The sequence below is a fragment of the Mesorhizobium sp. KR9-304 genome, assembly GCF_040049215.1.
Taxonomy (GTDB): Bacteria; Pseudomonadota; Alphaproteobacteria; order Rhizobiales; family Rhizobiaceae; genus Mesorhizobium_K.
Genome location: NZ_JBDZDN010000001.1, coordinates 620,271 through 640,331, shown reverse-complemented (window position 1 = coordinate 640,331; position 20,061 = coordinate 620,271). Strand labels below are relative to the sequence as shown.

Genomic DNA, 20,061 nt, shown 5'->3' with positions numbered 1-20,061 from the left:
GAGCCATTGATGGCCGAAGCCTATGTCTATGACGCCGTGCGCACGCCGCGCGGACGCGGCAAGAAGGACGGCGCGCTGCACGAGGTGCCGGCGGTGCGGCTCGGCGCGAAAGTGCTGGAGGCGCTGCGCGACCGTAACGGGCTGGATACCGGCCAGGTCGACGACATCATCTTCGGCTGCGTCGATCCCGTGGGCGAGGCGGGCGCGGTGATTCCGCGCTCGGCCGCCTTCGAGGCCGGGTACGACACCAAGGCTCCGGGCATGCAGATCTCGCGCTTCTGCGCGAGCGGACTCGACGCCATCAATTTCGGCGCGGCCAAGATCGTGCAGGGCGCGGACGAGATCGTGATTGCCGGCGGTGTGGAATCGATGAGCCGCGTCGGCATGGGCATGTCGGGCGGCGCCTGGTACATGGATCCGTCGGTCGGCCTGCCCGGCTGGTTCGTGCCGCAGGGCATCTCGGCGGACCTGATCGCGACCAAATACGGCTTCTCGCGCGACGACGTCGACGCCTACGCGGTGGAGAGCCAGAAGCGCGCCGGCAAGGCCTGGGAAGAGGGCCGCTTCAAGAATTCGGTCATTCCCATCAAGGACCAGAACGGCCTGATGATCCTCGACCGCGACGAGCACATGCGGCCCGCGACAGACATGCAGTCTCTGGCGGCCCTCAACCCGTCCTTCGTCATGCCGGGCGAGATGGGCGGTTTCGACGCGGTTGCGGTGCAGCGTTATCCGGAGCTGGAAGAGATCAATCACGTCCACCATGCCGGCAATTCTTCCGGCATCGTCGATGGCGCGGCGGCCGTGCTGCTCGGTTCGAAGAAGGCCGGCAAGGCGATGGGGCTGAAGCCGCGCGCCAGGATTCGCGCCTTCGCCAATATAGGCTCGGAGCCGGCGATCATGCTGACCGGCCCGGTCGACGTGACCGAGAAGCTTCTGAAGCGCGCGAAAATGAAGCTGTCGGACATCGACCTGTTCGAGCTCAACGAGGCCTTTGCCTCGGTGGTGCTGCGCTTCATGCAGGCTTTCGACGTCCCACACGACAAGATGAACGTCAATGGCGGCGCCATCGCCATGGGCCACCCGCTCGGCGCCACCGGCGCGATGATCCTGGGCACCGTGCTCGACGAGCTGGAGCGGCGCGACCTGAACACAGCGCTGGTGACGCTCTGCATCGGCGCCGGCATGGGGACGGCGACCATCATCGAGCGGGTCTGAGGAATGCCGAAGATCGAGATCGAAGCGATCGAACGGAAGGGTGGCACCGGTTATCCGGAGCCCTTCCGTAAGCTGGTTGAAGGCCGCTTCCGCAAGCGCCTGGGCAACGCGGTGGGACTGACCCAGTTCGGCGTCAATCTCACCACGCTCGCTCCCGGCGCGGCGACAGCGCATCGCCACTGGCACCATAACGAGGACGAATTCGTCTACATCCTGTCGGGTGAGGCGACGTTGGTCGAGAACGGCGGCGAGACGATTCTGTTGGCCGGCGATGCAGCCGGCTTCAAGGCAGGCGTTCGCAACGGCCACCACATTGTCAACAGGAGCGGATCCGAGGTCGTTCTGCTCGAGGTCGGGACCCGCGCACCGGTCGAGACCGCCGAATATTCCGACATCGATATGCGGGTCGAGGTCGACAGCCGCTCCACACGATACACACGCAAGGACGGCACACCCTATTGATGCCGCGCCGACATTTTGGGGAAGGTCATATGAGCTATCTCAATTTCACCGTTGAAACCGACGCCGACGGCATAACGCTCGTTACATGGGACATGCCGGACCGCTCGATGAACGTCATCACCGAGGAGGTGATGGACGAGCTGGAGAAGATCATCGACGCGGTTGTCGCGGATGCCGGCGTCAAAGGCGCCGTCATCACCTCCGGCAAGGACAGTTTTTCCGGCGGCGCCGACCTCGCCATGCTGCAGAAGATGCTTGGCCTGTTCCAGAAGGAGAAGGCGAAGAATCCGGAGAAGGCAGCCAAGCTGCTCTTCGACGGAGTCGGTCGCATGGGCTCGCTCTGCCGCAAGCTGGAAACATCAGGCAAGCCGTGGGTGTCGGCGATCAACGGGGCCTGCATGGGCGGCGCCTTCGAGCTTTCGCTCGCCTGCCACGGTCGCGTCGCGGCTGACAGCGACAAGGTGAAGATGGCGCTGCCCGAGGTGAAGGTGGGTCTCTTCCCGGGCGCCGGCGGCACCCAGCGCGTGCCGCGCCTCACCGACCAGCAGCAGGCGCTGCAGATGATGACCTCGGGCCAGCAGCTATCGCCGCAGAAGGCCAAGGCCATGGGCCTGATCCACGAGATCGCCCCGGCCGACAAACTGATCGATGCGGCGAAGGCAATGATCAGGAACGGCCTCAAGCCGGTGGCGCCCTGGGACGAGAAGGGCTTCAAGCTGCCCGGCGGTCCGATCTATTCGGCGGCCGGCGCCAACCTCTGGCCGCCGGCGATCGCCATCCTGCGCCGCGAAACCTACGGCAACTACCCCGCCGCCGCGGCGATCCTGAAATGCGTCTATGAGGGCCTGCTGGTTCCGTTCGACACGGCTTTGCGCATCGAGCAGCGCTATTTCACCGAGATCCTGCAGACGAAGGAAGCGGCGGCGATGATCCGCTCGCTCTTCGTGTCGCTGCAGGAGCTGAACAAGGGTGCGCGCCGTCCGGCCGGCGTGCCGGAGACCAAGTTCAAGAAGATCGGCGTCATCGGCGCCGGCTTCATGGGCGCAGGCATCGCCTATGTCACGGCGAAGGCCGGCATTCCGGTCGTGCTGATCGACCGCGACATGGAGGCGGCCGAGAAGGGCAAGGCGCATTCGGACGGCCTGATCTCGGATGCCGTGAAGAAGGGCCGCGCCAAGCCCGAGGAGAAGGAGAAGCTGCTGTCGCTGATCACGCCGTCGGCCGACTACGCCGACCTTGCCGGAGCCGACCTCGTCATCGAGGCCGTGTTCGAGGATTCGGGCGTCAAGAAGATCGCGACCGAGAAGGCCGAAGCCGCTCTGAAAGCCAGTGCGATCTTTGCCTCCAACACCTCGACGATCCCGATCACGTCGCTGGCGAAGAATTCCGCGCGGCCGAAAAATTTCATCGGCATCCATTTCTTCTCGCCGGTCGACCGCATGATGCTGGTCGAGATCATTTTGGGCAAGAAGACCGGCGATCAGGCCCTGGCGACCGCGATCGACTATGTCCGCGCCATCAAGAAGACGCCGGTCGTGGTCAACGACACGCGCGGCTTCTACGTCAACCGCTGCGTGCTGCGCTATATGTCGGAAGCCTACAAGATGCTGATCGAGGGCGTGCCGGCGCCGATGATCGAAAACGCGGCCAAGGCTGCCGGCATGCCGGTCGGCCCGCTGGCGCTGACCGACGAGACGGCGGTCGACCTCGCGCAGAAGATCATGAAGCAGACTGCGCGGGATCTGGGTGAAAAAGCGGTCGATTCCGAACAGATGAAGCTCATCGACACGCTGGTCGACAGGCATGGCCGCTTCGGACGCAAGAACGGCAAGGGTTTTTACGACTATCCGCCCAAGCCGGCGAAGAAGAAACTGTGGCCCGGGCTGAAGGACCTCTATCCCCAGAAGCGGCCCGAGGACGTCGACTATGAGGAGTTGAAGCGGCGCTTCCTCATGACCATCGCGCTGGAGGCGTCGCGCGTCATGGAGGAGGGCATCGTCACCGACCCGCGCGAGGCGGACGTCGGCTCGATCCTGGCTTTCGGCTTCGCGCCCTTCACCGGCGGCGCGCTGTCCTACATCGACGGCATCGGCGCCAAGGAGTTCGTCGCGATCGCAAGAACGCTGCAGAAGAAATACGGCGCCGAGTTCAAGCCGCCGAAGCTGCTCGTCGACATGGCGGCGAAGGGCGAGACCTTCTATCAGCGCTTCGACCCCTATGCGAAGGGCCCCGCGAAACAGGCGGCGTGAGAGAAGATCCCGCCCCGCCATGTATGTCTGGCTTCGCCTTGCACGGATGGCCGCGACGGCCAAGAGCCGCGGTCCTTATTTGCCGGGGAGCGAGGGGCGGCTCTCGTTCCGCTGCCTGCCGACCGATCTCGATTTCAACGGGCACCTGAACAATGCCCGCTACCTGATGCTCGCAGACGTCGGACGCATAGACCTGTTCTTCCGCACCGGGCTGGTAAGGCTGGCCCGGGACAAAGGCTGGGCGCCGATGCTCGGCGGCGTGCAGACGGTGTTCGTGCGCGAGATCAGGCTCTGGCAGCGTTTTGAAGTCTGATCGTCGCTGGAAACCTGGGACGGTTCGCAGATCATCGGCCGCCATCGCTTCATCCTTGAGAATGGCGAAGTCGCGGCGCTGGTGATGACCACCGCCGGCATGTACGACCGCGCCGCCCGGCGCTTTGTGGACATGGCGGAGGTGATACGGCTGCTCGGCATGGACGCCGCCCCGCGTCCGCCGAGCGAAGCGGAGAGGATTTTCATGGCGTCCCACACCGGCCTGCGCGCGCTGGCGAAGGAAGGCCGCGCGCCGGTTTCCGCCTTCGTTGAGAAGGGCAGCGCCGACATCGACGTGGAGGGGGCGATTCGAAAAGATCGAACGCACCACGATGGAGCCGATCTCTGATCTTCTCGAGACGAACGCGCTCGTTTCTTCCTGGGAATTCTGACGGCAAGTGCGGCTTTCGGCTGGACAGCGGCCTGCGGCGGCTCTAGAACGCAAAGGTATTTTTTCCTGTTGGAAGGAGACGAGCCATGCTGTCGCATGAGCGCGTCTGGGCTGCGATCGACGCCTTGGCCGCACGCTATTCGCTTTCGGCGTCGGGCCTCGCCAAGCGCGCCGGCCTCGACTCCACGGCCTTCAACAAGTCGAAACGCCAGTCGGCGGACGGCCGTCCGCGCTGGCCCTCGACGGAATCGCTCGCCAAGATCATCGAGGCGACGAATTCATCGCTCGACGAGTTCTTCTCGCTGATCGAAGGCAAGTCGTCGCCGCGCCCCGATGCAAGGCCGCTGCCGACGCAGGCTTCCACCGTGCCGCTGATCGGCTTCGCGCAGGCCGGTGCCGGCGGCTTCTTCGACGACGCCGGCTTTCCGGCCGGGCAGGGCTGGGACCTGATCGAACTGCCGGCGACCGCCGCCGACGGCTCTTATGCGCTGCAGGTGCAGGGCGATTCCATGCTGCCGCTCTACCGCCACGGCGACATGCTGGTGGTGCAGCCCAACGCCGCTGTCCGCAAGGGCGACCGCGTGGTCGTGAAGACTATCTCCGGTGAGGTGATGGCCAAGGTGCTCGAGCGGCGCACGGCGGCAGCCGTCGATCTCGTCTCGCTCAACCCCGATCATCCGGTAAGAAGGCTCGCGGCAGGCGAGGTCGAATGGCTGGCCCGCATCGTCTGGGCGAGCCAGTAGGCGGCGTGCGCGCCCTGATGCTGCCGGCCGCGGCGCTGGCGTTGGCGGGAGCAGTGGTGCTCGCCGGCGGGCGGATGGTGGAAAGCCCGATAGATGTAGTACCGGTCGCGCCTGATCAGTCCGGTGCTGAAGGCGCAGCTGCAATGACGGGGGTCGAGGCAGCGCCGTTAGCTGCTTCGCCCGCCGCAGAACCACTGGCTGCAGAGGCTGAAGTTCCTGCCGCGAAGTCGGCAACCCGCGCCACGGAGTCGCCATCGTTCGAAGCTCCAGCGACGTCGCAAGTCCCTGTAGGACAGGCTCCTCAGGCTGCGGAAATCCAGCCCCCGCCAAAACCTCTGGCGCCCTCCCGTATGGTTGCGCCGGCCATCGTCGCCCCGCCCGAGCTTACCGCTGGCGAGGAGCTACTGCGCGAGCCGCCGCGCGAGCCACTGAGCAAGCTCAGCCTCGCCCTGCCGCCGGTGCCTGAGGTGAAGAACGAATGGGCGGGCACGCCTTTCTTCAGGCCGCTGGCGATCCAGTCGGCCGTCTTCGAATCCATGGGTCGCACCATAGCGATCTCGGGCGTCGCAAGCGTGCCGCTCGACGAAAGCTGCGTGTATGAGGGCGTGTCGTGGCCCTGCGGGGTCAGGGCGCGCTCCGCCTTCCGCATGTGGCTCAGAGGTCGCGCGCTGGTGTGCCAATTGCCGGACGAGGAAAAGCCGGTGACATCAGCCAGATGCCGCCTCGCCAAGCAGGATGCCGGCGCCTGGCTGGTGGCTAATGGCTGGGCGCGGGCCGCTCCCGACGGGCCGTACGTGGTTGCCGAGGAAAAGGCGCGCAATGCCGGGATGGGGATTTTCGGTGCGCCGCCCGATACCTCCTCGGTCGCGAAGGTCCCCGATGCTCCTGTGAGCACGTCGGCGGAGAGCCAGCCGATCATGACGGAAGAGGGCGTCGATCCCCAGCCGACGCTCGGGCCTCAACTGGCATTTCCGCCAGCGCCTCCAGCGCCTTAATCCCTCATGCGCATGATCTTATCCAGAAGGTCTGCAACTTTTCGGGATCACGCTTAAGCGGCGAGTTGCCCCGCCAGCGCCTTGCCGATCAGCGCGCGCGTCTCGGGAATGCCGTAGAGCGCCGCGAAGGAGCCGAAGCGCGGCCCGCGTTCCTGGCCGATCAGCACCTGATAGATCATCTGGAAAAAGGCGACCGAGACGCCCGGCCCGCCCTCGGGGCTCTGCTTCGAATGATCCTGGTAGCGCTCGATCCGGCGCGCCACGTTGAGCGCCGCGTTCTGGATCGCCTCGCCACTGGCGTCGGCCGGCAGTTCGCCCAGCGCCTTTTCGAGCGCCGCCAGCGCCTGACGCTCAACCTCGTCGGGCGCGCGATAGACCTTCGCGGGCTTCACGAAGTCGTCGAAATAGCGGATCGCATAGTCGGTCAGCCTGTCGAGCTCCGGATGCGTCCGAGGCGTCATGCCCGGCGCATGGCGCGAGATGAAACCCCACAGCACCGCCTTGTCATGCGCGTTGGAGGCGCTGACGAGGTTCAAGAGCAGCGCGAAGGTCACCGGCAGGTCTATCGGCGGCGGGTTGCCGTCGTGCATGTGCCAGACCGGGTTGCCGAGCCGCTCCTTCCACTCCTGGCGCGGATAGGCCGACAGGAAGGAATAATATTCGTCAACCGCCTTCGGGATGACGTCGAAATAGAGCTTCTTCGCCTGCCGGGGACGCTGGTACATATAGAGGCCGAGGCTTTCGGTCGGCGCATAGGTCAGCCATTCGTCGATGGTCAGCCCGTTGCCCTTCGACTTCGATATCTTCTGCCCGACCTCGTCGAGGAACAGTTCGTACACGAAATGCTCGGGCGGCCGGCCGCCGAGGATGGCGCAGATCTTGTCGTAGATCACGGCGTTGGTCTGGTGATCCTTGCCGAACATCTCGAAATCGACGCCGAGCGCGGCCCAGCGCATGCCGAAGTCGGGCTTCCATTGCAGCTTCACCCGGCCGCCGGTGACGGGAAGCGTGGTCTCCGTTCCGTCCTCGTCGTCGAAAGTGATCGTGCCGGCCCTGGCGTCCACCGCCTTCATCGGCACGTAGAGCACGCGGCCCGACTTCGGCGAGATCGGCAGGAACGGGCTGTAGGTTGCCTGCCGCTCTTCGCCCAGCGTCGGCAGCATGACCTTCATGATGGCGTCGTATTTTTCCGCCGCCTTAAGCAGCATCGCGTCGAAACGGCCCGATTTGTAATATTCGGTCGCGCTGGCGAACTCGTAGTCGAAGCCGAACGTGTCCAGGAAGCGGCGCAGCATCGCGTTGTTGTGATGCCCGAAACTTTCGTGGCTGCCGCCGAACGGGTTCGGCACCGAGGTCAGCGGCATGTGCAGATAGGGTTCCAGAAAGGCGCGGTCGGGCACGTTATCAGGGATCTTGCGCATGCCGTCCATGTCGTCGGAGAAGCAGAGCAGCTTCGTCCTGACCTTGTCTTCGGTGAGCACGCGGAAGGCATGCCGCACCATCGAGGTGCGCGCCACCTCGCCGAAGGTGCCGATGTGAGGCAGGCCGGAGGGGCCGTAGCCGGTCTCGAACAGCACCGTCTCCGGAAAGTCGCGGCCCTTGTAGCGGGCGATGATCTTCCTGGCTTCCTCGAACGGCCAGGCCCGGCTCTCGGCCGCCGCCGCGAGCATCTCAGGATTGAGGTCGATGCTGGCCGAACCCGCCATAACTGACTTCCGATGCTGTTGCGATTGTCCGCCGGCATCGCCGGACTTTGCCGGCAATGCTCTATGTAACCAATGTGGCTACGTCAACGATTCAGGGTTTTTCGTTGCGAACAGCCCGGCGGTTTCCTAGTACACGGTTACAATCGAGGACAAGCAATGAAGAGACCGACCGCCCACGAGGCGTTGATCTATCTGATGGTGGTGACCTCCGCCTCCGACCGCGACATGACCGATGTCGAGCTGGCGCGGATCGGCGACGTGGTGCGGTCGTGGCCAATCTTCGAGGGTTTCAGGGAGGACCGGCTGGTAAAGGTCGCGCAGGATTGCCAGAAGCTGCTCCATGAAGATGGCGGCCTCCAGAAGGTGATTGCGCTCGCCCGCGACGCGGTGCCGCTGCATCTTCACGACACCGCCTATGCCGCGGCCTTCGAGGTTGCCGCCGTCGACCTCGAAATGCGCATGGAGGAGCTGCGCGTGCTGCAACTGCTGCGGCGCGAGCTTGCAATCGACCCGTTGACGGTCGCCGCTATCGAGCGCGCCAACAAGGCGCGGGGACGCAGCTTGACATAGGACTCGACAGCGGGCCTGACGGCAGGGCTAGTAAAAACTCACCGGGAAATAGCGCAAATAGAGTTCGGCGAAGCGCCCCTTGAGAGCGATCTGCTGCAGCGCGTAGTCGAATGCCGCCGCTAGCGCCGGGTCGTTGACCTTGGTTGCGACGGCCAGGCCGACGCCGAGATATTCCGGCGCCAGATAGGGACCCCCGGCGAAGCGGCAGCAGCCGCTGGCTTCGGAACCCGCCAGCCAGAAGGCGAAGCGCATGCCGTCGCCGAAGGCGCCGGCGAGCTTGCCCGCCTTGAGATCGGCATAGAGCCATTCCTGGCGCGTGTAGGTGACCACCTTCACGCCAGGGAAATATGCGCGCAACATCCGCTCGTGCCCGGAACCCGCGATCACGCCGATCCGCTCGCCTTCGATCTTCTCGTAGACAGGTTCGGTTGCCGCGCTCGTCCTCGGCATCATGAAGCGGGCGGGAAACTGCAGGTAGGGCCGCGAGAAGGCATATTTGGCCCGCGTGTCCTCGGTGACCGCGATGCCGGCGATGATCGCCTCGCCGCGGCCCCGCTCCAGTGCGTCTTCGAGCTGCTCCCACGGCATCGCCTGGATCTGGCATTTGTCGGCAACGCCGAGTTCGTCGCAGATCGCGCGCACGAGATCGATGTGGAAGCCCGACAGCCGGCCGTCCCGGTCGAGATAATTGAAGGGCGGAAAGTCCGTCGTCGTCAGGAAGCGCAAGCGCTGCAGTTCGCCGAGATTGGGCTTCGGCAGCCTTTCCTTGACGTCCCAGAACATCGGCGCGGGCGGCTGCTCCGCGGCCCCGGCGGCGACCGCGAAGAACGCCGCTGCGGCGAATGCCATGACTGAGGATCGAAGTTTCATTCCAAATCCGGCCGGTAGGTTCGCGCGTTTACTCCGGAACGGATCGGCCGGGAAAGCGCTTTTCCTATGAAACACGCCGTTTCACAATGGATTTGTTCATCGGCCTTCCACGCCATTTCGTTGGCCTAGTCAGGTTTCTACCGCAAGGCAACCGAATGTGGTATATTGCAATCCACGGTTAATGGTGCGGGGCGATTCTGGCGGCTACGGTGAGTGCACGATGGCGGGTGCACGATAGCGGCAACATGGGTGGGTGCTGCGATGGGTCATTTTGATCGAACGTTGAATTATATCGGCGAGCTTCAGCAAGCCGACACGCCGGGCGCTGTTTGCGAAAAGCTGATCGGCGTGACGTCGGCCTTCGGCCTGACGGCGCTGATGGCCGGCACCGTTCCGCATTCGGGAACGCCGACCGGCCGCCAGAAGGACCATATTCTGCTCTGCGACTGGCCGGCCGAATGGCTGGAGCGCTACGTCGCCCGCAACTATGTCGATCATGATCCGGTCGTCAGCCGTATGAAACAGCTGCCGGCGCCGGTCCAGTGGAGCGACGCCGCCGGCGGCACCAAGATCGACAGCGACGGCGAAGTCGTGATGGGCGACGCCGGCGAGTTCAAGCTGAAGGACGGTCTCGCCTTTCCTCTTGTCACGCTCGACGGTCAGATCGTCATGGTGTCGCTTGGCGGCGAGCGGATCGAGATGTCCAACCAGGAGTTTGGCATGATCTCGCTGGTCGCGACCTATGCGATAGGTCGCGCCATGCAGCTTCTCACCGAGGGCAACCGGGCCATCGACCATATCGAGCTGACGCCGCGCGAGCGCGAGTGCCTGACATGGGCTGCCGCCGGCAAGTCGGAATGGGAGATTTCGCAGATACTAGGCATATCCGAGCATACGTCGGAGAAGCATCTGCTCAACGCCAAGTTCAAGCTTGGCGCTGTCAACCGCGTCCAGGCGGTCGCCGAGGCGATCCGGCGGGGTTATATTTAAATTTGGCGAAATAGTCGAAGATCGTTACATTCCTAAACGATCGCGTAATTTTCCATAAGGGACGCCTCCATAGTCTGCCTTGAGTGAAATCAAGGAGACTTGTGTGCTCTACGCGCTTACGACCGAAGAATTGATGCAGCGGCCGGACCTCTGGGAGGCGGTTCACCGGCTGCGCCATCGGATATTCGTCGAGGAGATGGGATGGGAGGACCTGCATCGGACCGACGGCCTGGAGATCGACCAGTTCGACCATGAGGAGGCGGTGCATCACATCGTCATCCGCAACGGCGAGCTCGCCGGCTATCAGCGCATGCTGCCGACGACGCGTCCGCACCTTCTGACCGAGGTGTTGACCGACCTTTACGTGGACGACCCGCCCTCCGGCCCGAACGTCTACGAACTCACCCGCTACGCGGTGGCGCCGGGCTTCCGCGACGGCCGCCGCGGCGTGTCGACGGTCGGGACCGAGCTGATCGCCGGCTTCGTCGAATGGGGCCTGCCACGCGGCGTCAACCAGGTGATCATCGAGTTCGAGCCGATGTGGGTGCTGCGCGCGCTGCAGTTGCACTTCCTGGCGCGCCCGCTCGGCTACCAGCGCACCTATGGCCGCCAGCAGGTCGTGGCGACGCTGCTCACCTTCAACGAGCAGACGCTGGAGGTGGTGCGCAGCCGTCGAGCCCACCACGCGCCGGTGCTGTCTCGCGGTTATCCCGAGATACTCGGGCAGCGGCAGGCGTCATGAATATCGCACAGAAGATCATGCCCGACGCGGTCGGGTCGAACCGGGACATCCCGCCGCACACCGAATTCCGCAATCATGTATTGACGGTCACGGTGGCATCCGACGATGGCAGGCCGCTGCTTGACCGCCGGGCCTATGACAGGCTTGCCGCCACGCTTCGCACCGCCGCCGGGGACGACGAGACGCGCGTCGTCGTCTTGCGCGGGCTTTCCGGCTGCTTCTGCCTCGGCGGCGACCTCCAGGAATTCCTCGACGCGACGAAGCATGCCGCCCTGATCGAGGCGGTCACCGGCATGTTCCGCGCCCTCGCGACCTTCCCCAAGCCTATCCTCGCCTGCGTCGACGGCGACGCGGTCGGCGTCGGCTGCACCATACTCTTCCATTGCGACATGGTGATAGCGTCCGGGCCGAGCACTTTCCGGGTGCCGTTCGTCGATCTCGGCCTTGTGCCCGACGCGGCGACCAGCATCCTCGCGCCGGAGCGCCTCGGCTATGCCGCCGCCTTCCGTTTCTTCTGCCTTGGCGACACGCTGACGGCGGCCGAGGCGAAGGACCTCGGCCTGGTGGCCGAGATCGCCCCGGAAAACGCAGAGGTCAATGCAGAGAAGTGGACGCATTCGCGGGCGCGCCAGCTCGCCAAGAAGCCCGTCGAGGCACTGCGCCAGACGCGCGGGCTGCTGCGCGGCGACGGGCGGCACCTCGTCGACCGTATCGACGAGGAGATCGAGTTGTTCCACAAGGCGCTGCAGGACGAAACGACGCTGCGCCGCCTGGCCCGCATTGCACGGATGGCCGCCTGAAACATCTTGCCGCGCTAATATACATGCTCGCGCGGCAAGCATTTCCCCCCGGTTTGACTAAGGCTTCATTCGCGCTAAGCTGAATGGCTGCCGCGATGGGCGGGGCAGGCCATGCGATGAGCTGATCGGGGGATCGGCAATGAAGCGCGATGCTGTTTGGTGAGCTGCCGCACCGGGACAATGCGGCGGTTCCCCGGGAAAGGCTGTTCGAGGGGATCGCTGCTTCGCAAGAGCAGGCGCCCGGCGACGGCTTTCTTTTCGCCCTCTACTTGTTTCCCGAACTCGAGGACTGGCTGCCGCTGCTGCGGCGCCTGTCGGTGCCGCTCGGCGACGCCGCCTATTTCGCCGCGCTTGCCAGCAGGAACGGCACCGATTTCCAGACGGAGATCCTGTCGTCCGGGCTGGTCGAGGAGGGGGCCTTCCATCGGGCGCTGGCCGACGAAATCGGCATCGGCTTTGCCGCGTCGGTCGATCCGGACCGCTTGATCGTCTCGGAAGAGCTCGCCGTTTCCTTTCTGCGCCGCCGCGCATGGCACATTCCCGTCAAGCTCGCCGAGAAGGATGGCGCCACCAGCTATCTGATCATGCCGGACGGGACCGGAATAGGCCATCTGCGCCGGCTGATCGCTGAACGCCCAAAGATCGCCGGACGCCTGAAGATCGCGGCGCCCGGACCTCTCCGGAACGCGCTTTTCGCGCGGGTCAGGAATATTCTGGTCAAGCGGGCGACGTCCGACCTCTTCGACCGTTTCCCGGATCTGTCGGCGCGCATTGTCGCCAATGCGTGGCAGGGTTCGGTTGTCGGCGCGCTCCTTGTTGCGTTTCCAGCCTCGCTTTGGATGGCGCCGGCGGGCACCTGGCTGGCGCTGCATTTCTTCGGCTCGTTCTTCTTTCTGGCCTGCGTGGGCTTGCGTTTCGCGGCGCTGCTGTCGGGGGGGGGCCGCGGGGCTCGCGCGTGCCGCCGGCCGTGCCGGCAGCCGATCTGCCGGTCTATTCCGTACTGGTTGCGCTCTATAAGGAGGCCGAGGTGGTGCCGGAGCTCGTCGCGGCGCTGGGAAAGATCGACTGGCCGAAGAGCAAGCTCGAGATCAAGCTGGTCTGCGAGGCCGACGACCAGGCCACGCTTGCTGCGATCCATGCGTTGCCGCTGCCGCGCAACATCGAGGTGATCGAGGTGCCGGCGTCTTCCCCGCGCACCAAGCCCAAGGCGCTGGCCTATGCGCTGCCGGCGGCGAGCGGCGAATTCGTCGCGCTCTACGACGCGGAGGATCATCCGCATCCAAAGCAGCTCTTGGCCGCCTGGCGCAGATTTCGGGAGTCGCCGCCCGAGGTCGCCTGCGTTCAGGCTCCGCTGGAGATTACGAACCGGACCGGGGGCGTTGTCGCGCGGATGTTCGCATTCGAATACGCGGCGCTCTTCCGAGGCATGCTGCCCTGGCTCTCGGCCAGGCGGCTGCTGTTGCCACTCGGCGGCACGTCCAACCATTTTCGCCGCGCCGTTCTGGAAGAAGTCGGCGGTTGGGATCCCTACAACGTCACCGAGGACGCCGATCTAGGCATGCGGCTTGCCCGCTTCGGCTATCGCACCGAGACCATCGCCTGTCCGACCTATGAGAGCGGGCCCGAGACGTTCGCAACCTGGCTGCCCCAGCGCACGCGCTGGTTCAAGGGCTGGATGCGCCTTCGAGCAGAAATTGATAAAATATTGATATATATGATAGTTTTGTCTCAAGATAAAACTTATTCGCCTTCGTAGCAACTGCATAGCAACAATTGTCTTTAACGGTCGGTCTGTGGCCAACCCCAAGACGGTATCGCCTTCACGGGCTTCCGGCGGACCGTCTAACTCACCCAGCACAGGCCTTCCAAACATAGATCTGACCGGCTGACATGGGGCCGTGTATGGAACAGCAGCTCTTGGCTTTGCGTTGCTCAAGAGCGGACCCAGATCGGCCGAAACCGACCTTTGCGGTACATCCGCCCTTCTACGACGTGCTGCGGGGAAAGCAGAACTCGACGCCGATTAGCTGGCACTGATCCGCAAAATGAAAGACGCCGGTTAGGAGTAGTTCGGATCTGATGGTGTCCCAGTTTTAATCTTGGCGCGCCTCGCTTGTCGCGTTTCGACCGCGCGTCCTATATGCTTTGCGGAAAGCAATGGGAGGTCTTGATGCCAGTCTTGATGTGCGCATCAGGTGAATATTTCCGTGCCCCAGAAGCCTGACTATCCCTTGCTGCGACAGTCGGTTTTCGAGCAAGCCCTACTGCTGATCGAGAACGTGCTTGGCAGAAAAGGCACATTGATTGATTTGGGTGCTGGGCACTGCGGCTTCTCACGGATCGCAAATGCCATGGGGTGGAAAGCGACGGCGCTCGACGTCAGAACAGCGCGACGGCCGGACCTTCCTCCGGAGATCGCGTTCATCCATGCCGATCTGAACTCCGAGGCGTGGAACCCGGACGACTACGATCTGATTCTATGCCTCGGCGTCTATTACCATCTAGATCAGACGATGCAGCACGCGCTGCTGAGACGCTGTAGGGGGAAACCCCTAATCATCGATACCCACTTCGCCAACCCCGCTGGCACTATCAACGGCTATGGGCTAGGCGACGTTTACGAACTCAATGGCGAGACGGGCGCCGACTTCAAGGAAGCGCCTGATCTAGACGAGAACACCCGGAAATCCATGGCGTTACTGTCGTCGTTCATTAACCCGACAAGTTGGTGGCAGACGAAGGATTCCCTTCTGCAGACCATCCACGACCACGGGTGGCCTCACGTCTGGATGTTCGACTACCCGACCATCGACGAGGTGCAAAGATCGTTTTTCGTCTGCCACACCATCGATCAAAACGGCGGGGGGATCAGCGGCACCCGCTTTGTACCATTCGGCAGATAGTCAACCGGCGGCGCGACCTCTGCAACTGGCTTTTCCGCACCTGTGCTAATAGTTTGCAGGCGATGCTGACACGCCGGAACGCTATCCTCTCGGCCGCCGCGCTGTTCGGTGGCGCATGGCTATACCGGCATCTGCGTCCGCAGCCCGAGCACCGGCTCGGGAGGCAGCCGGGCTTCTGGGTCTGGTACACGCAGCCCAGTGCGGTCAGGATAAGATCTGGCATCCTTGCAAGTTCCGTCGCGCGGAGCACGGACGGCGGCGGTGAAACCATTCTCACAAGGCATGAGGGTGGAGCGGTTGGCGAGCCGGTGATCCTGGGCAAATCAAAACATCTCGATGATCACGATCAAGCGGCGCTGCTGGTCAGGGTAAAGGACGGGCAGGTGCTTGCCTTTTTTTGCCACCACAGTGACAATCGGTTCTTCGTCGCCGCATCACTTGTAGACGACCCGAAATCAGCCGCGGACTGGTCGAAACCGGTCGATATCGCCCTGCAACTCGGCGGGTCGGAATACACCTACGCACAGCCTGTCGAGATGGGCGATGGCACGATCTATCTGTTCCTACGGGCAAGGACTGTGGATAGTCTGTCGCTGCACTATACGAAGTCCACAGACGGCGGAACTACCTGGAAGTTGGCGAAGCGGGTGCTCACCGGACAGCGGCCGTACTTCTGCGTTGCCAGAAACGGGCCTACCCGTATCGATATCGCCTGCAATGACGGGCATCCAAACGCCGAGCAGCCGCCGAACAGCCTCTATCATTTCTACATGGAAATGGACGGCGCTGGCGGCGAGGCTTTTCGCGCAAGCGACGGGCGGAATCTGGGCGATTTGCCCCTGACGCCAGGAAACGACCTTATAAGGGTTTGGGACGGCTCTACGCCAGCCGGCGAAAGTTCGATCTGGCAGGTCGGCATTGATGCAAAGGGTCATCCGGCCTTGCTTTATGCCGTGTTTCCGGAACGCGACGCAGACCACCGCTATCGCAGGGCGCTGTGGACGGGCGATCGATGGGATGACAGCGAAATCTGTCCGGCCGGACCGACTTTTGCAGACGCATCCGCGGGAGAATTCTACTTCACCGGCGGCTGCTGTTTCGATCTCGACGACATAGACATAGTCTATGCCTCGCGCAAAGCGGGTGAGCGTAGGCAGATATTCCGCATGGAGACGCGCGATGGTGCCGGTTGGAAAGAAAGACAGCTCACCTGGTCCGCGTTGGATTGTGCCCGACCCTATTTGCCGATAGGCACCAGAACTTTGCTATATGGCGAAATCAGCGCCTACAGACACTATGTCGACTATGAAGCCCAGATTGTGGCCCTGCCTGTGGAATGAAGCGTGACAGGTTCGGTTGAATTGACAGGCGACGCGCCCGAGCGCCTTGGGTATCTCGATGGATGGCGTGCCCTCGCCATAGTTAGCCTTTTGTGGGGGCATTTCTTCGAGACCGCCTACATCAACCTTGGTGCGTTCGGCGTCGAATTGTTCTTTGTGCTCAGCGGCCGGCTAATGGCGGAGATATTGTTCTTCTGCCGAATCGACATCGGCACTTTCGTCCGTCGCCGGATATCGCGCATTGTGCCAGCGCTTTTCGTTTTCACGACTGCAACGGTCCTATTTGCGCAGCTATTTCCCTTTTTCGGAAAGGATTACAGCGGCTTCGCCGATTGGCCGAGTTTTCTGGCCGCCTGGCTTTTCCTTTACAATTACTACGACTTTTTCTTCGGCGGTGCGTGGTGGTTCAATCATTTGTGGTCGCTGTCGGTCGAGGAGCATTGCTACATGCTGCTAGCAGCGGTCGTCATCCTGACCACACGCAATCGCAGACATGCGACGGGTGTTGCCCTTGCCCTCGGCTTTGCGTGCATGATTTCAGGCGTTCTGCAAGCGAACCTTCTGGATATAGGAGGACACGATCTCTATTGGCGAACCGACGTGCGCGCTGCGTCGGTGCTTGTTCCCTTCGGCCTATATCTCGCCCTGAAGGAACTACTCGCACTCAAGGCGGGGCGGTGGCTGATGTGGGTTTCACCGGTTGGCTTTGCGCTCGGCTTTTGCTTTAGCCTGAATTCGTTCCCGGAATGGATGCACTATAGCTTAGGCACGTTGTCGCTCTCGATAGCGGTCGTCACGCTCGACGCGACGGCAAAGCCCTTGCTCGGGCTGCTGGGGACGAGGCCGCTCGCCTGGCTAGGAAACGTCTCGTTCTCGCTCTATCTCTGGCAGCAGCCATTCTATGTTCAGCGGGCATCGATCGGCGTCTGGCTAGGCCTCGCCGCTTGCGTCATTCTGGCCCTGGTCAGCTACTACACGATCGAACGGCCGGGGCGGACCTACCTGAACACACACTGGCGTTCTGACAGGCAGAGATCAATGGCCGCCACCACAGTCTCGCAGAACGCGTGATCGCGCCCGGCGCGTCAGTTGAGATTTACCTGTTCCATCCCGCTGCGGGCGCGCCGGTCTTTAAGTTTCGAGCGAACCCGGTCGATATTGGTCTCGATCGAGTGCGTCGCCGAGATACTGCCGGGCGTGCGGAACTGATAGTAGTGATGCAGGATCAATGGCAGGCGTGCGGGCACTTCTACTTCGGTCATGCGCAGGAAAAAATCCCAATCGACAAACCTGGTCAGAGTCTCGTCGAATCGACCGCATATGTCGACCAAGTCGCGGTTGTGTATGACCACCGACATCGATAGATAATTTTGCCGCTCAAGGAGACCGCGCTCGAAATCGCAATAGAGGACGCCCAGAAACCTCCTGCCGAGCATGGTAAGCTGGTCGAAGCCGTTCCACAACATCTGGGCGGAATAGAACATTCTTTTGCCGGAATCGCGCATCGCGTTGAGCGATATCAGCAGGAAGTCGGGATCATATTGGTCGTCATCGTCAAGATAAACGACTGCGGTTCCCGATGCATGATCGAGCCCGGTGTTGCGCGCCGCCGCAACGCCGCGCGGAACGTCATGGCGTACGACGCTGATGCGGTCGTCATCATAATAGGCCGAGAGGAGCACCTCGATCCCACTATCGGGGCCATCTTCAATCACGATAAGTTCCCAATTGCGATACGTTTGCACGATCAGAGAATTGATCGCATCCACGATCGTGTCAGTCTTCTTACGAGTCGGCATGATTACAGAGACCAACTCGCTTTGCCGCCGAGCCGAATATTCGGCGACGAGACTTCGTTTCCGACGCTCCGTCTCCACAACGAAGTTGAGGTCGCTCTGGCGAAGTGATGCCCCGATTTGGATTGGCGCTGAACGAGACTTTTCGACGAACTCATCAATCGACCGGGGCCCGTCGTCGGGCGAACCAGCAGGCCGCAGGTAGGGCGCGAGATAGTGTATGGCCGGAAGTCTGGTGAGAATCGGAGACGTGACGATCCTCCACTGCGTGGCTTCCGGATAGCGTTCAATTGGCACAGGCGGTGCAGGAAACCGCATGGAGATTGCCTGCCCAGCGCGGCGACTGAACAGAAAGTGCTTAAGTGCATCGCCCTTCGCAAGATAGGGCCGGTCAAGCAAATAGAGCCGGCTGTCGAAAAGAGGATGTGGGTCCAAACCTTTGTGCGATCCATGCTGGACATAGTGCAGCGCCGGATCGAGCCCGGAATCCGAAACCTCGGGATGATTTGCGAGATACCAGCTAGGGCTGAAAAATGCGTTCGGCTGTCGGTTTTCGCTCATCCCGTATTCGGCGAAGTGCTGGACGGGGTCAAAGCCAGCCGCTGCTACGTCAGGATGGTGCAGCAGGTACCAGTCACGATCGACTATTTGTGAGCGTTCGATTACGTCTCTAACTGACGCACCTAACTCTCGCGCCGGCGCCTCGATGATTTTCGTTGCATTTTCGTACCAGCGCCCGGTGAACGAAGGGTTGGGCTGCCGGCCCTCGCGATAGCCGTACCTCGCAAAATGGAAGACCGGATCGATGCCCGCGCGGCGAACATCGGGGTTACACTCGACATACCAGTCGGGGTCGACGATGCCCGATGCCGCAATTTCAGACTCGATTGGGGACATGGCGTCATCGTCCGGCCTGACGCGCGTAGATCTGGGCCAGTACGCCACCGCATCCCGTTCCACGTAGAAGCCAGCCTCAATTGCGGCGGCGCGGAATGCTGCACAGGCTGCTTCTGACGTTCCCCTGCCATGTAAGCACTCGGAAAGCGTTTCGGCGGCTCGCCGCCACGCCTTCTCGCGGCCAATCCACGAGCGATGCACCTCACAAGCCGTAGCGACATCCAAAACCTCGCGGATGACGTAACGGCCGGCCTCGACTTGCCTGACGAAGACGGGGGTTTGAAATGGGATAAACGCTTTCATACCCGCTTCCTAACACCTCCTTCCTAGTAGAAGAAGGTCGGAGATCATCGCTGCAACAAGCACGTTTAATCACGTCGGATGTGCCTAACACGCTTTCATCGAGTGGCATCCTGCCTTCAGGGTCGCTCTGTCGCACGCAGCCTTTCGTTTACGATTTGAATGACCGCTCTTCGGTTTGATCAAATGATATTGAGCGACCGCAATGAGGCGCGTAGCCGATTGGCAGTTATGGGGCCGTAACCTGACTGTCCGCAATCGAGAGCCAAATGGCTAAAGCGGCTGTTCCTGTATCGAGCCCTTGTAGATTTTCAGGTGTCGACTTGAGGTCTCAAACCGGAGGTTGCCATCAGCAATGGCTAATTGACAGTCCATTGGAAACGGCGCTCATTGGCCTTGCGCAGATGGATCGCGGCATTCGGCGCGATTTCAACCGTCGGCGTGGGAGGATGCCATGCCAACAATTATTGGCCATCACAACATTACAAAAGGTGCCGAGCACTGGCTCAGTTCCCCGAAGCGCAAAGAGTTGTTCGGCGCGCTCGGGATTACCAACATCCGCACCTTCGTCGATCCGCAGAACCCCAAACGTGTGGCGCTGATGATGGACGTGCCGGATATGGATAAGCTGTCGGCAATGATGCAGAGCAAAGCAGCCGCCGACGCAATGGCCTTCGATGGCGTGGTACCGGAGTCACTGGTGATCCTGGTCGAATCGAAAGGGTAGCCGCCCCGCCGACCAAACCAGCCGCAGGCAGCCGCCCCGTCGCGACCGAT

The 20,061-nt window shown here is 62.5% G+C and carries 18 protein-coding genes and 1 pseudogene; 15 read left to right on the top strand and 4 right to left on the bottom strand.

From position 1 onward, the window contains the following. Window positions 1–9: 9 nt before the first annotated feature. The 6 genes and pseudogenes from ABLE71_RS03080 (at window position 10) to ABLE71_RS03055 (ending at window position 6,370) form a co-directional block, all read left to right on the top strand. Window positions 10–1,218, top strand: coding sequence for an acetyl-CoA C-acetyltransferase (locus tag ABLE71_RS03080; RefSeq protein WP_348781888.1), 1,209 nt, complete (start codon window positions 10–12; stop codon window positions 1,216–1,218). A 3-nt stretch (window positions 1,219–1,221) separates the two neighbouring features. Next, complete coding sequence (locus tag ABLE71_RS03075) at window positions 1,222–1,680, top strand: cupin domain-containing protein (RefSeq protein ID WP_348781887.1); 459 nt, start codon at window positions 1,222–1,224, stop codon at window positions 1,678–1,680. A gap of 29 nt (window positions 1,681–1,709) precedes the next feature. Continuing rightward, the gene (locus tag ABLE71_RS03070; protein ID WP_348781886.1) at window positions 1,710–3,929 is read left to right on the top strand and encodes an FAD-dependent oxidoreductase; all 2,220 of its coding nucleotides are present in this window, start codon (window positions 1,710–1,712) and stop codon (window positions 3,927–3,929) included. 19 nt (window positions 3,930–3,948) lie between these two features. Beyond that, window positions 3,949–4,488: pseudogene (locus ABLE71_RS03065) on the top strand (thioesterase family protein); the annotation flags it as partial. 230 nt (window positions 4,489–4,718) lie between these two features. After that, window positions 4,719–5,375, top strand: coding sequence for a helix-turn-helix transcriptional regulator (locus tag ABLE71_RS03060; RefSeq protein ID WP_348781885.1), 657 nt, complete (start codon window positions 4,719–4,721; stop codon window positions 5,373–5,375). Between the two features lie 350 nt (window positions 5,376–5,725). Beyond that, on the top strand, window positions 5,726–6,370 hold the full coding sequence (locus ABLE71_RS03055; RefSeq protein ID WP_348781884.1) for a thermonuclease family protein: 645 nt from the start codon (window positions 5,726–5,728) through the stop codon (window positions 6,368–6,370). A gap of 53 nt (window positions 6,371–6,423) precedes the next feature. On the opposite strand, the gene ABLE71_RS03050 is transcribed toward ABLE71_RS03055, so the two are convergent. Further along, entirely contained in the window at window positions 6,424–8,076 is a 1,653-nt protein-coding gene (locus ABLE71_RS03050; RefSeq protein WP_348781883.1) for a lysine--tRNA ligase, read from the bottom strand. Window positions 8,077–8,232: 156 nt separating this feature from the next. Between ABLE71_RS03050 and ABLE71_RS03045 the strand changes: the two genes are divergently transcribed. After that, the gene (locus ABLE71_RS03045; RefSeq protein WP_348781882.1) at window positions 8,233–8,646 is read left to right on the top strand and encodes a tellurite resistance TerB family protein; all 414 of its coding nucleotides are present in this window, start codon (window positions 8,233–8,235) and stop codon (window positions 8,644–8,646) included. Window positions 8,647–8,673: 27 nt separating this feature from the next. On the opposite strand, the gene ABLE71_RS03040 is transcribed toward ABLE71_RS03045, so the two are convergent. After that, window positions 8,674–9,429: a transporter substrate-binding domain-containing protein gene (locus tag ABLE71_RS03040; protein ID WP_348783648.1), complete on the bottom strand. Its 756-nt coding sequence runs from the start codon at window positions 9,427–9,429 to the stop codon at window positions 8,674–8,676. A gap of 369 nt (window positions 9,430–9,798) precedes the next feature. Here ABLE71_RS03040 and ABLE71_RS03035 point away from each other — a divergent pair, with 369 nt between their 5' ends. The 3 genes from ABLE71_RS03035 to ABLE71_RS03025 all read left to right on the top strand — a co-directional run bounded on the left by ABLE71_RS03035 (window position 9,799) and on the right by ABLE71_RS03025 (window position 12,048). Then, window positions 9,799–10,506, top strand: coding sequence for a LuxR family transcriptional regulator (locus ABLE71_RS03035; RefSeq protein WP_348781881.1), 708 nt, complete (start codon window positions 9,799–9,801; stop codon window positions 10,504–10,506). Window positions 10,507–10,609: 103 nt separating this feature from the next. Next, window positions 10,610–11,248, top strand: a complete 639-nt coding sequence (locus ABLE71_RS03030; protein WP_348781880.1) for an acyl-homoserine-lactone synthase — start codon at window positions 10,610–10,612, stop codon at window positions 11,246–11,248. Between the two features lie 17 nt (window positions 11,249–11,265). Further along, complete coding sequence (locus tag ABLE71_RS03025) at window positions 11,266–12,048, top strand: enoyl-CoA hydratase-related protein (protein ID WP_348783647.1); 783 nt, start codon at window positions 11,266–11,268, stop codon at window positions 12,046–12,048. 74 nt (window positions 12,049–12,122) lie between these two features. Here ABLE71_RS03025 and ABLE71_RS03020 read toward each other — a convergent pair whose 3' ends face one another. Beyond that, on the bottom strand, window positions 12,123–12,920 hold the full coding sequence (locus ABLE71_RS03020; RefSeq protein ID WP_348781879.1) for a hypothetical protein: 798 nt from the start codon (window positions 12,918–12,920) through the stop codon (window positions 12,123–12,125). Between the two features lie 83 nt (window positions 12,921–13,003). On the opposite strand from ABLE71_RS03020, the gene ABLE71_RS03015 reads away from it, so the two are divergent. The 4 genes from ABLE71_RS03015 (at window position 13,004) to ABLE71_RS03000 (ending at window position 17,362) form a co-directional block, all read left to right on the top strand. After that, a complete protein-coding gene (locus tag ABLE71_RS03015) occupies window positions 13,004–13,804 on the top strand; it encodes a glycosyltransferase (protein ID WP_348781878.1) in 801 nt (266 codons plus the stop codon). A 451-nt stretch (window positions 13,805–14,255) separates the two neighbouring features. Beyond that, window positions 14,256–14,951 (top strand): class I SAM-dependent methyltransferase, encoded by a 696-nt coding sequence (locus ABLE71_RS03010; RefSeq protein ID WP_348781877.1) that lies wholly within the window; start codon window positions 14,256–14,258, stop codon window positions 14,949–14,951. 62 nt (window positions 14,952–15,013) lie between these two features. Beyond that, on the top strand, window positions 15,014–16,291 hold the full coding sequence (locus ABLE71_RS03005; RefSeq protein ID WP_348783646.1) for a BNR-4 repeat-containing protein: 1,278 nt from the start codon (window positions 15,014–15,016) through the stop codon (window positions 16,289–16,291). 3 nt (window positions 16,292–16,294) lie between these two features. Continuing rightward, window positions 16,295–17,362: an acyltransferase gene (locus ABLE71_RS03000; protein WP_348781876.1), complete on the top strand. Its 1,068-nt coding sequence runs from the start codon at window positions 16,295–16,297 to the stop codon at window positions 17,360–17,362. Window positions 17,363–17,376: 14 nt separating this feature from the next. Here ABLE71_RS03000 and ABLE71_RS02995 read toward each other — a convergent pair whose 3' ends face one another. After that, window positions 17,377–19,287 carry a glycosyltransferase gene (locus ABLE71_RS02995; RefSeq protein ID WP_348781875.1) on the bottom strand — a complete coding sequence of 637 codons (1,911 nt, stop codon included), beginning with the start codon at window positions 19,285–19,287 and terminating at the stop codon, window positions 17,377–17,379. A gap of 451 nt (window positions 19,288–19,738) precedes the next feature. On the opposite strand from ABLE71_RS02995, the gene ABLE71_RS02990 reads away from it, so the two are divergent. Further along, window positions 19,739–20,011 carry a hypothetical protein gene (locus ABLE71_RS02990; RefSeq protein ID WP_348781874.1) on the top strand — a complete coding sequence of 91 codons (273 nt, stop codon included), beginning with the start codon at window positions 19,739–19,741 and terminating at the stop codon, window positions 20,009–20,011. The last annotated feature ends 50 nt before the right edge of the window (window positions 20,012–20,061 follow it).

Excerpts from the sequence above, each read along its gene's own strand:
- ABLE71_RS03080 (WP_348781888.1), top strand. The coding sequence starts at position 10 with ATGGCCGAAGCCTATGTCTATGACGCCGTGCGCACGCCGCGCGGACGC.
- ABLE71_RS03075 (WP_348781887.1), top strand. The coding sequence starts at position 1,222 with ATGCCGAAGATCGAGATCGAAGCGATCGAACGGAAGGGTGGCACCGGT.
- ABLE71_RS03070 (WP_348781886.1), top strand. The coding sequence starts at position 1,710 with ATGAGCTATCTCAATTTCACCGTTGAAACCGACGCCGACGGCATAACG.
- ABLE71_RS03060 (WP_348781885.1), top strand. The coding sequence starts at position 4,719 with ATGCTGTCGCATGAGCGCGTCTGGGCTGCGATCGACGCCTTGGCCGCA.
- ABLE71_RS03055 (WP_348781884.1), top strand. The coding sequence starts at position 5,726 with ATGGTTGCGCCGGCCATCGTCGCCCCGCCCGAGCTTACCGCTGGCGAG.
- ABLE71_RS03050 (WP_348781883.1), bottom strand. The coding sequence starts at position 8,076 with ATGGCGGGTTCGGCCAGCATCGACCTCAATCCTGAGATGCTCGCGGCG.
- ABLE71_RS03045 (WP_348781882.1), top strand. The coding sequence starts at position 8,233 with ATGAAGAGACCGACCGCCCACGAGGCGTTGATCTATCTGATGGTGGTG.
- ABLE71_RS03040 (WP_348783648.1), bottom strand. The coding sequence starts at position 9,429 with ATGTTCTGGGACGTCAAGGAAAGGCTGCCGAAGCCCAATCTCGGCGAA.
- ABLE71_RS03025 (WP_348783647.1), top strand. The coding sequence starts at position 11,266 with ATGCCCGACGCGGTCGGGTCGAACCGGGACATCCCGCCGCACACCGAA.
- ABLE71_RS03020 (WP_348781879.1), bottom strand. The coding sequence starts at position 12,920 with ATGCAGCGCCAGCCAGGTGCCCGCCGGCGCCATCCAAAGCGAGGCTGG.
- ABLE71_RS03005 (WP_348783646.1), top strand. The coding sequence starts at position 15,014 with ATGCTGACACGCCGGAACGCTATCCTCTCGGCCGCCGCGCTGTTCGGT.
- ABLE71_RS02995 (WP_348781875.1), bottom strand. The coding sequence starts at position 19,287 with ATGAAAGCGTTTATCCCATTTCAAACCCCCGTCTTCGTCAGGCAAGTC.
- ABLE71_RS02990 (WP_348781874.1), top strand. The coding sequence starts at position 19,739 with ATGCCAACAATTATTGGCCATCACAACATTACAAAAGGTGCCGAGCAC.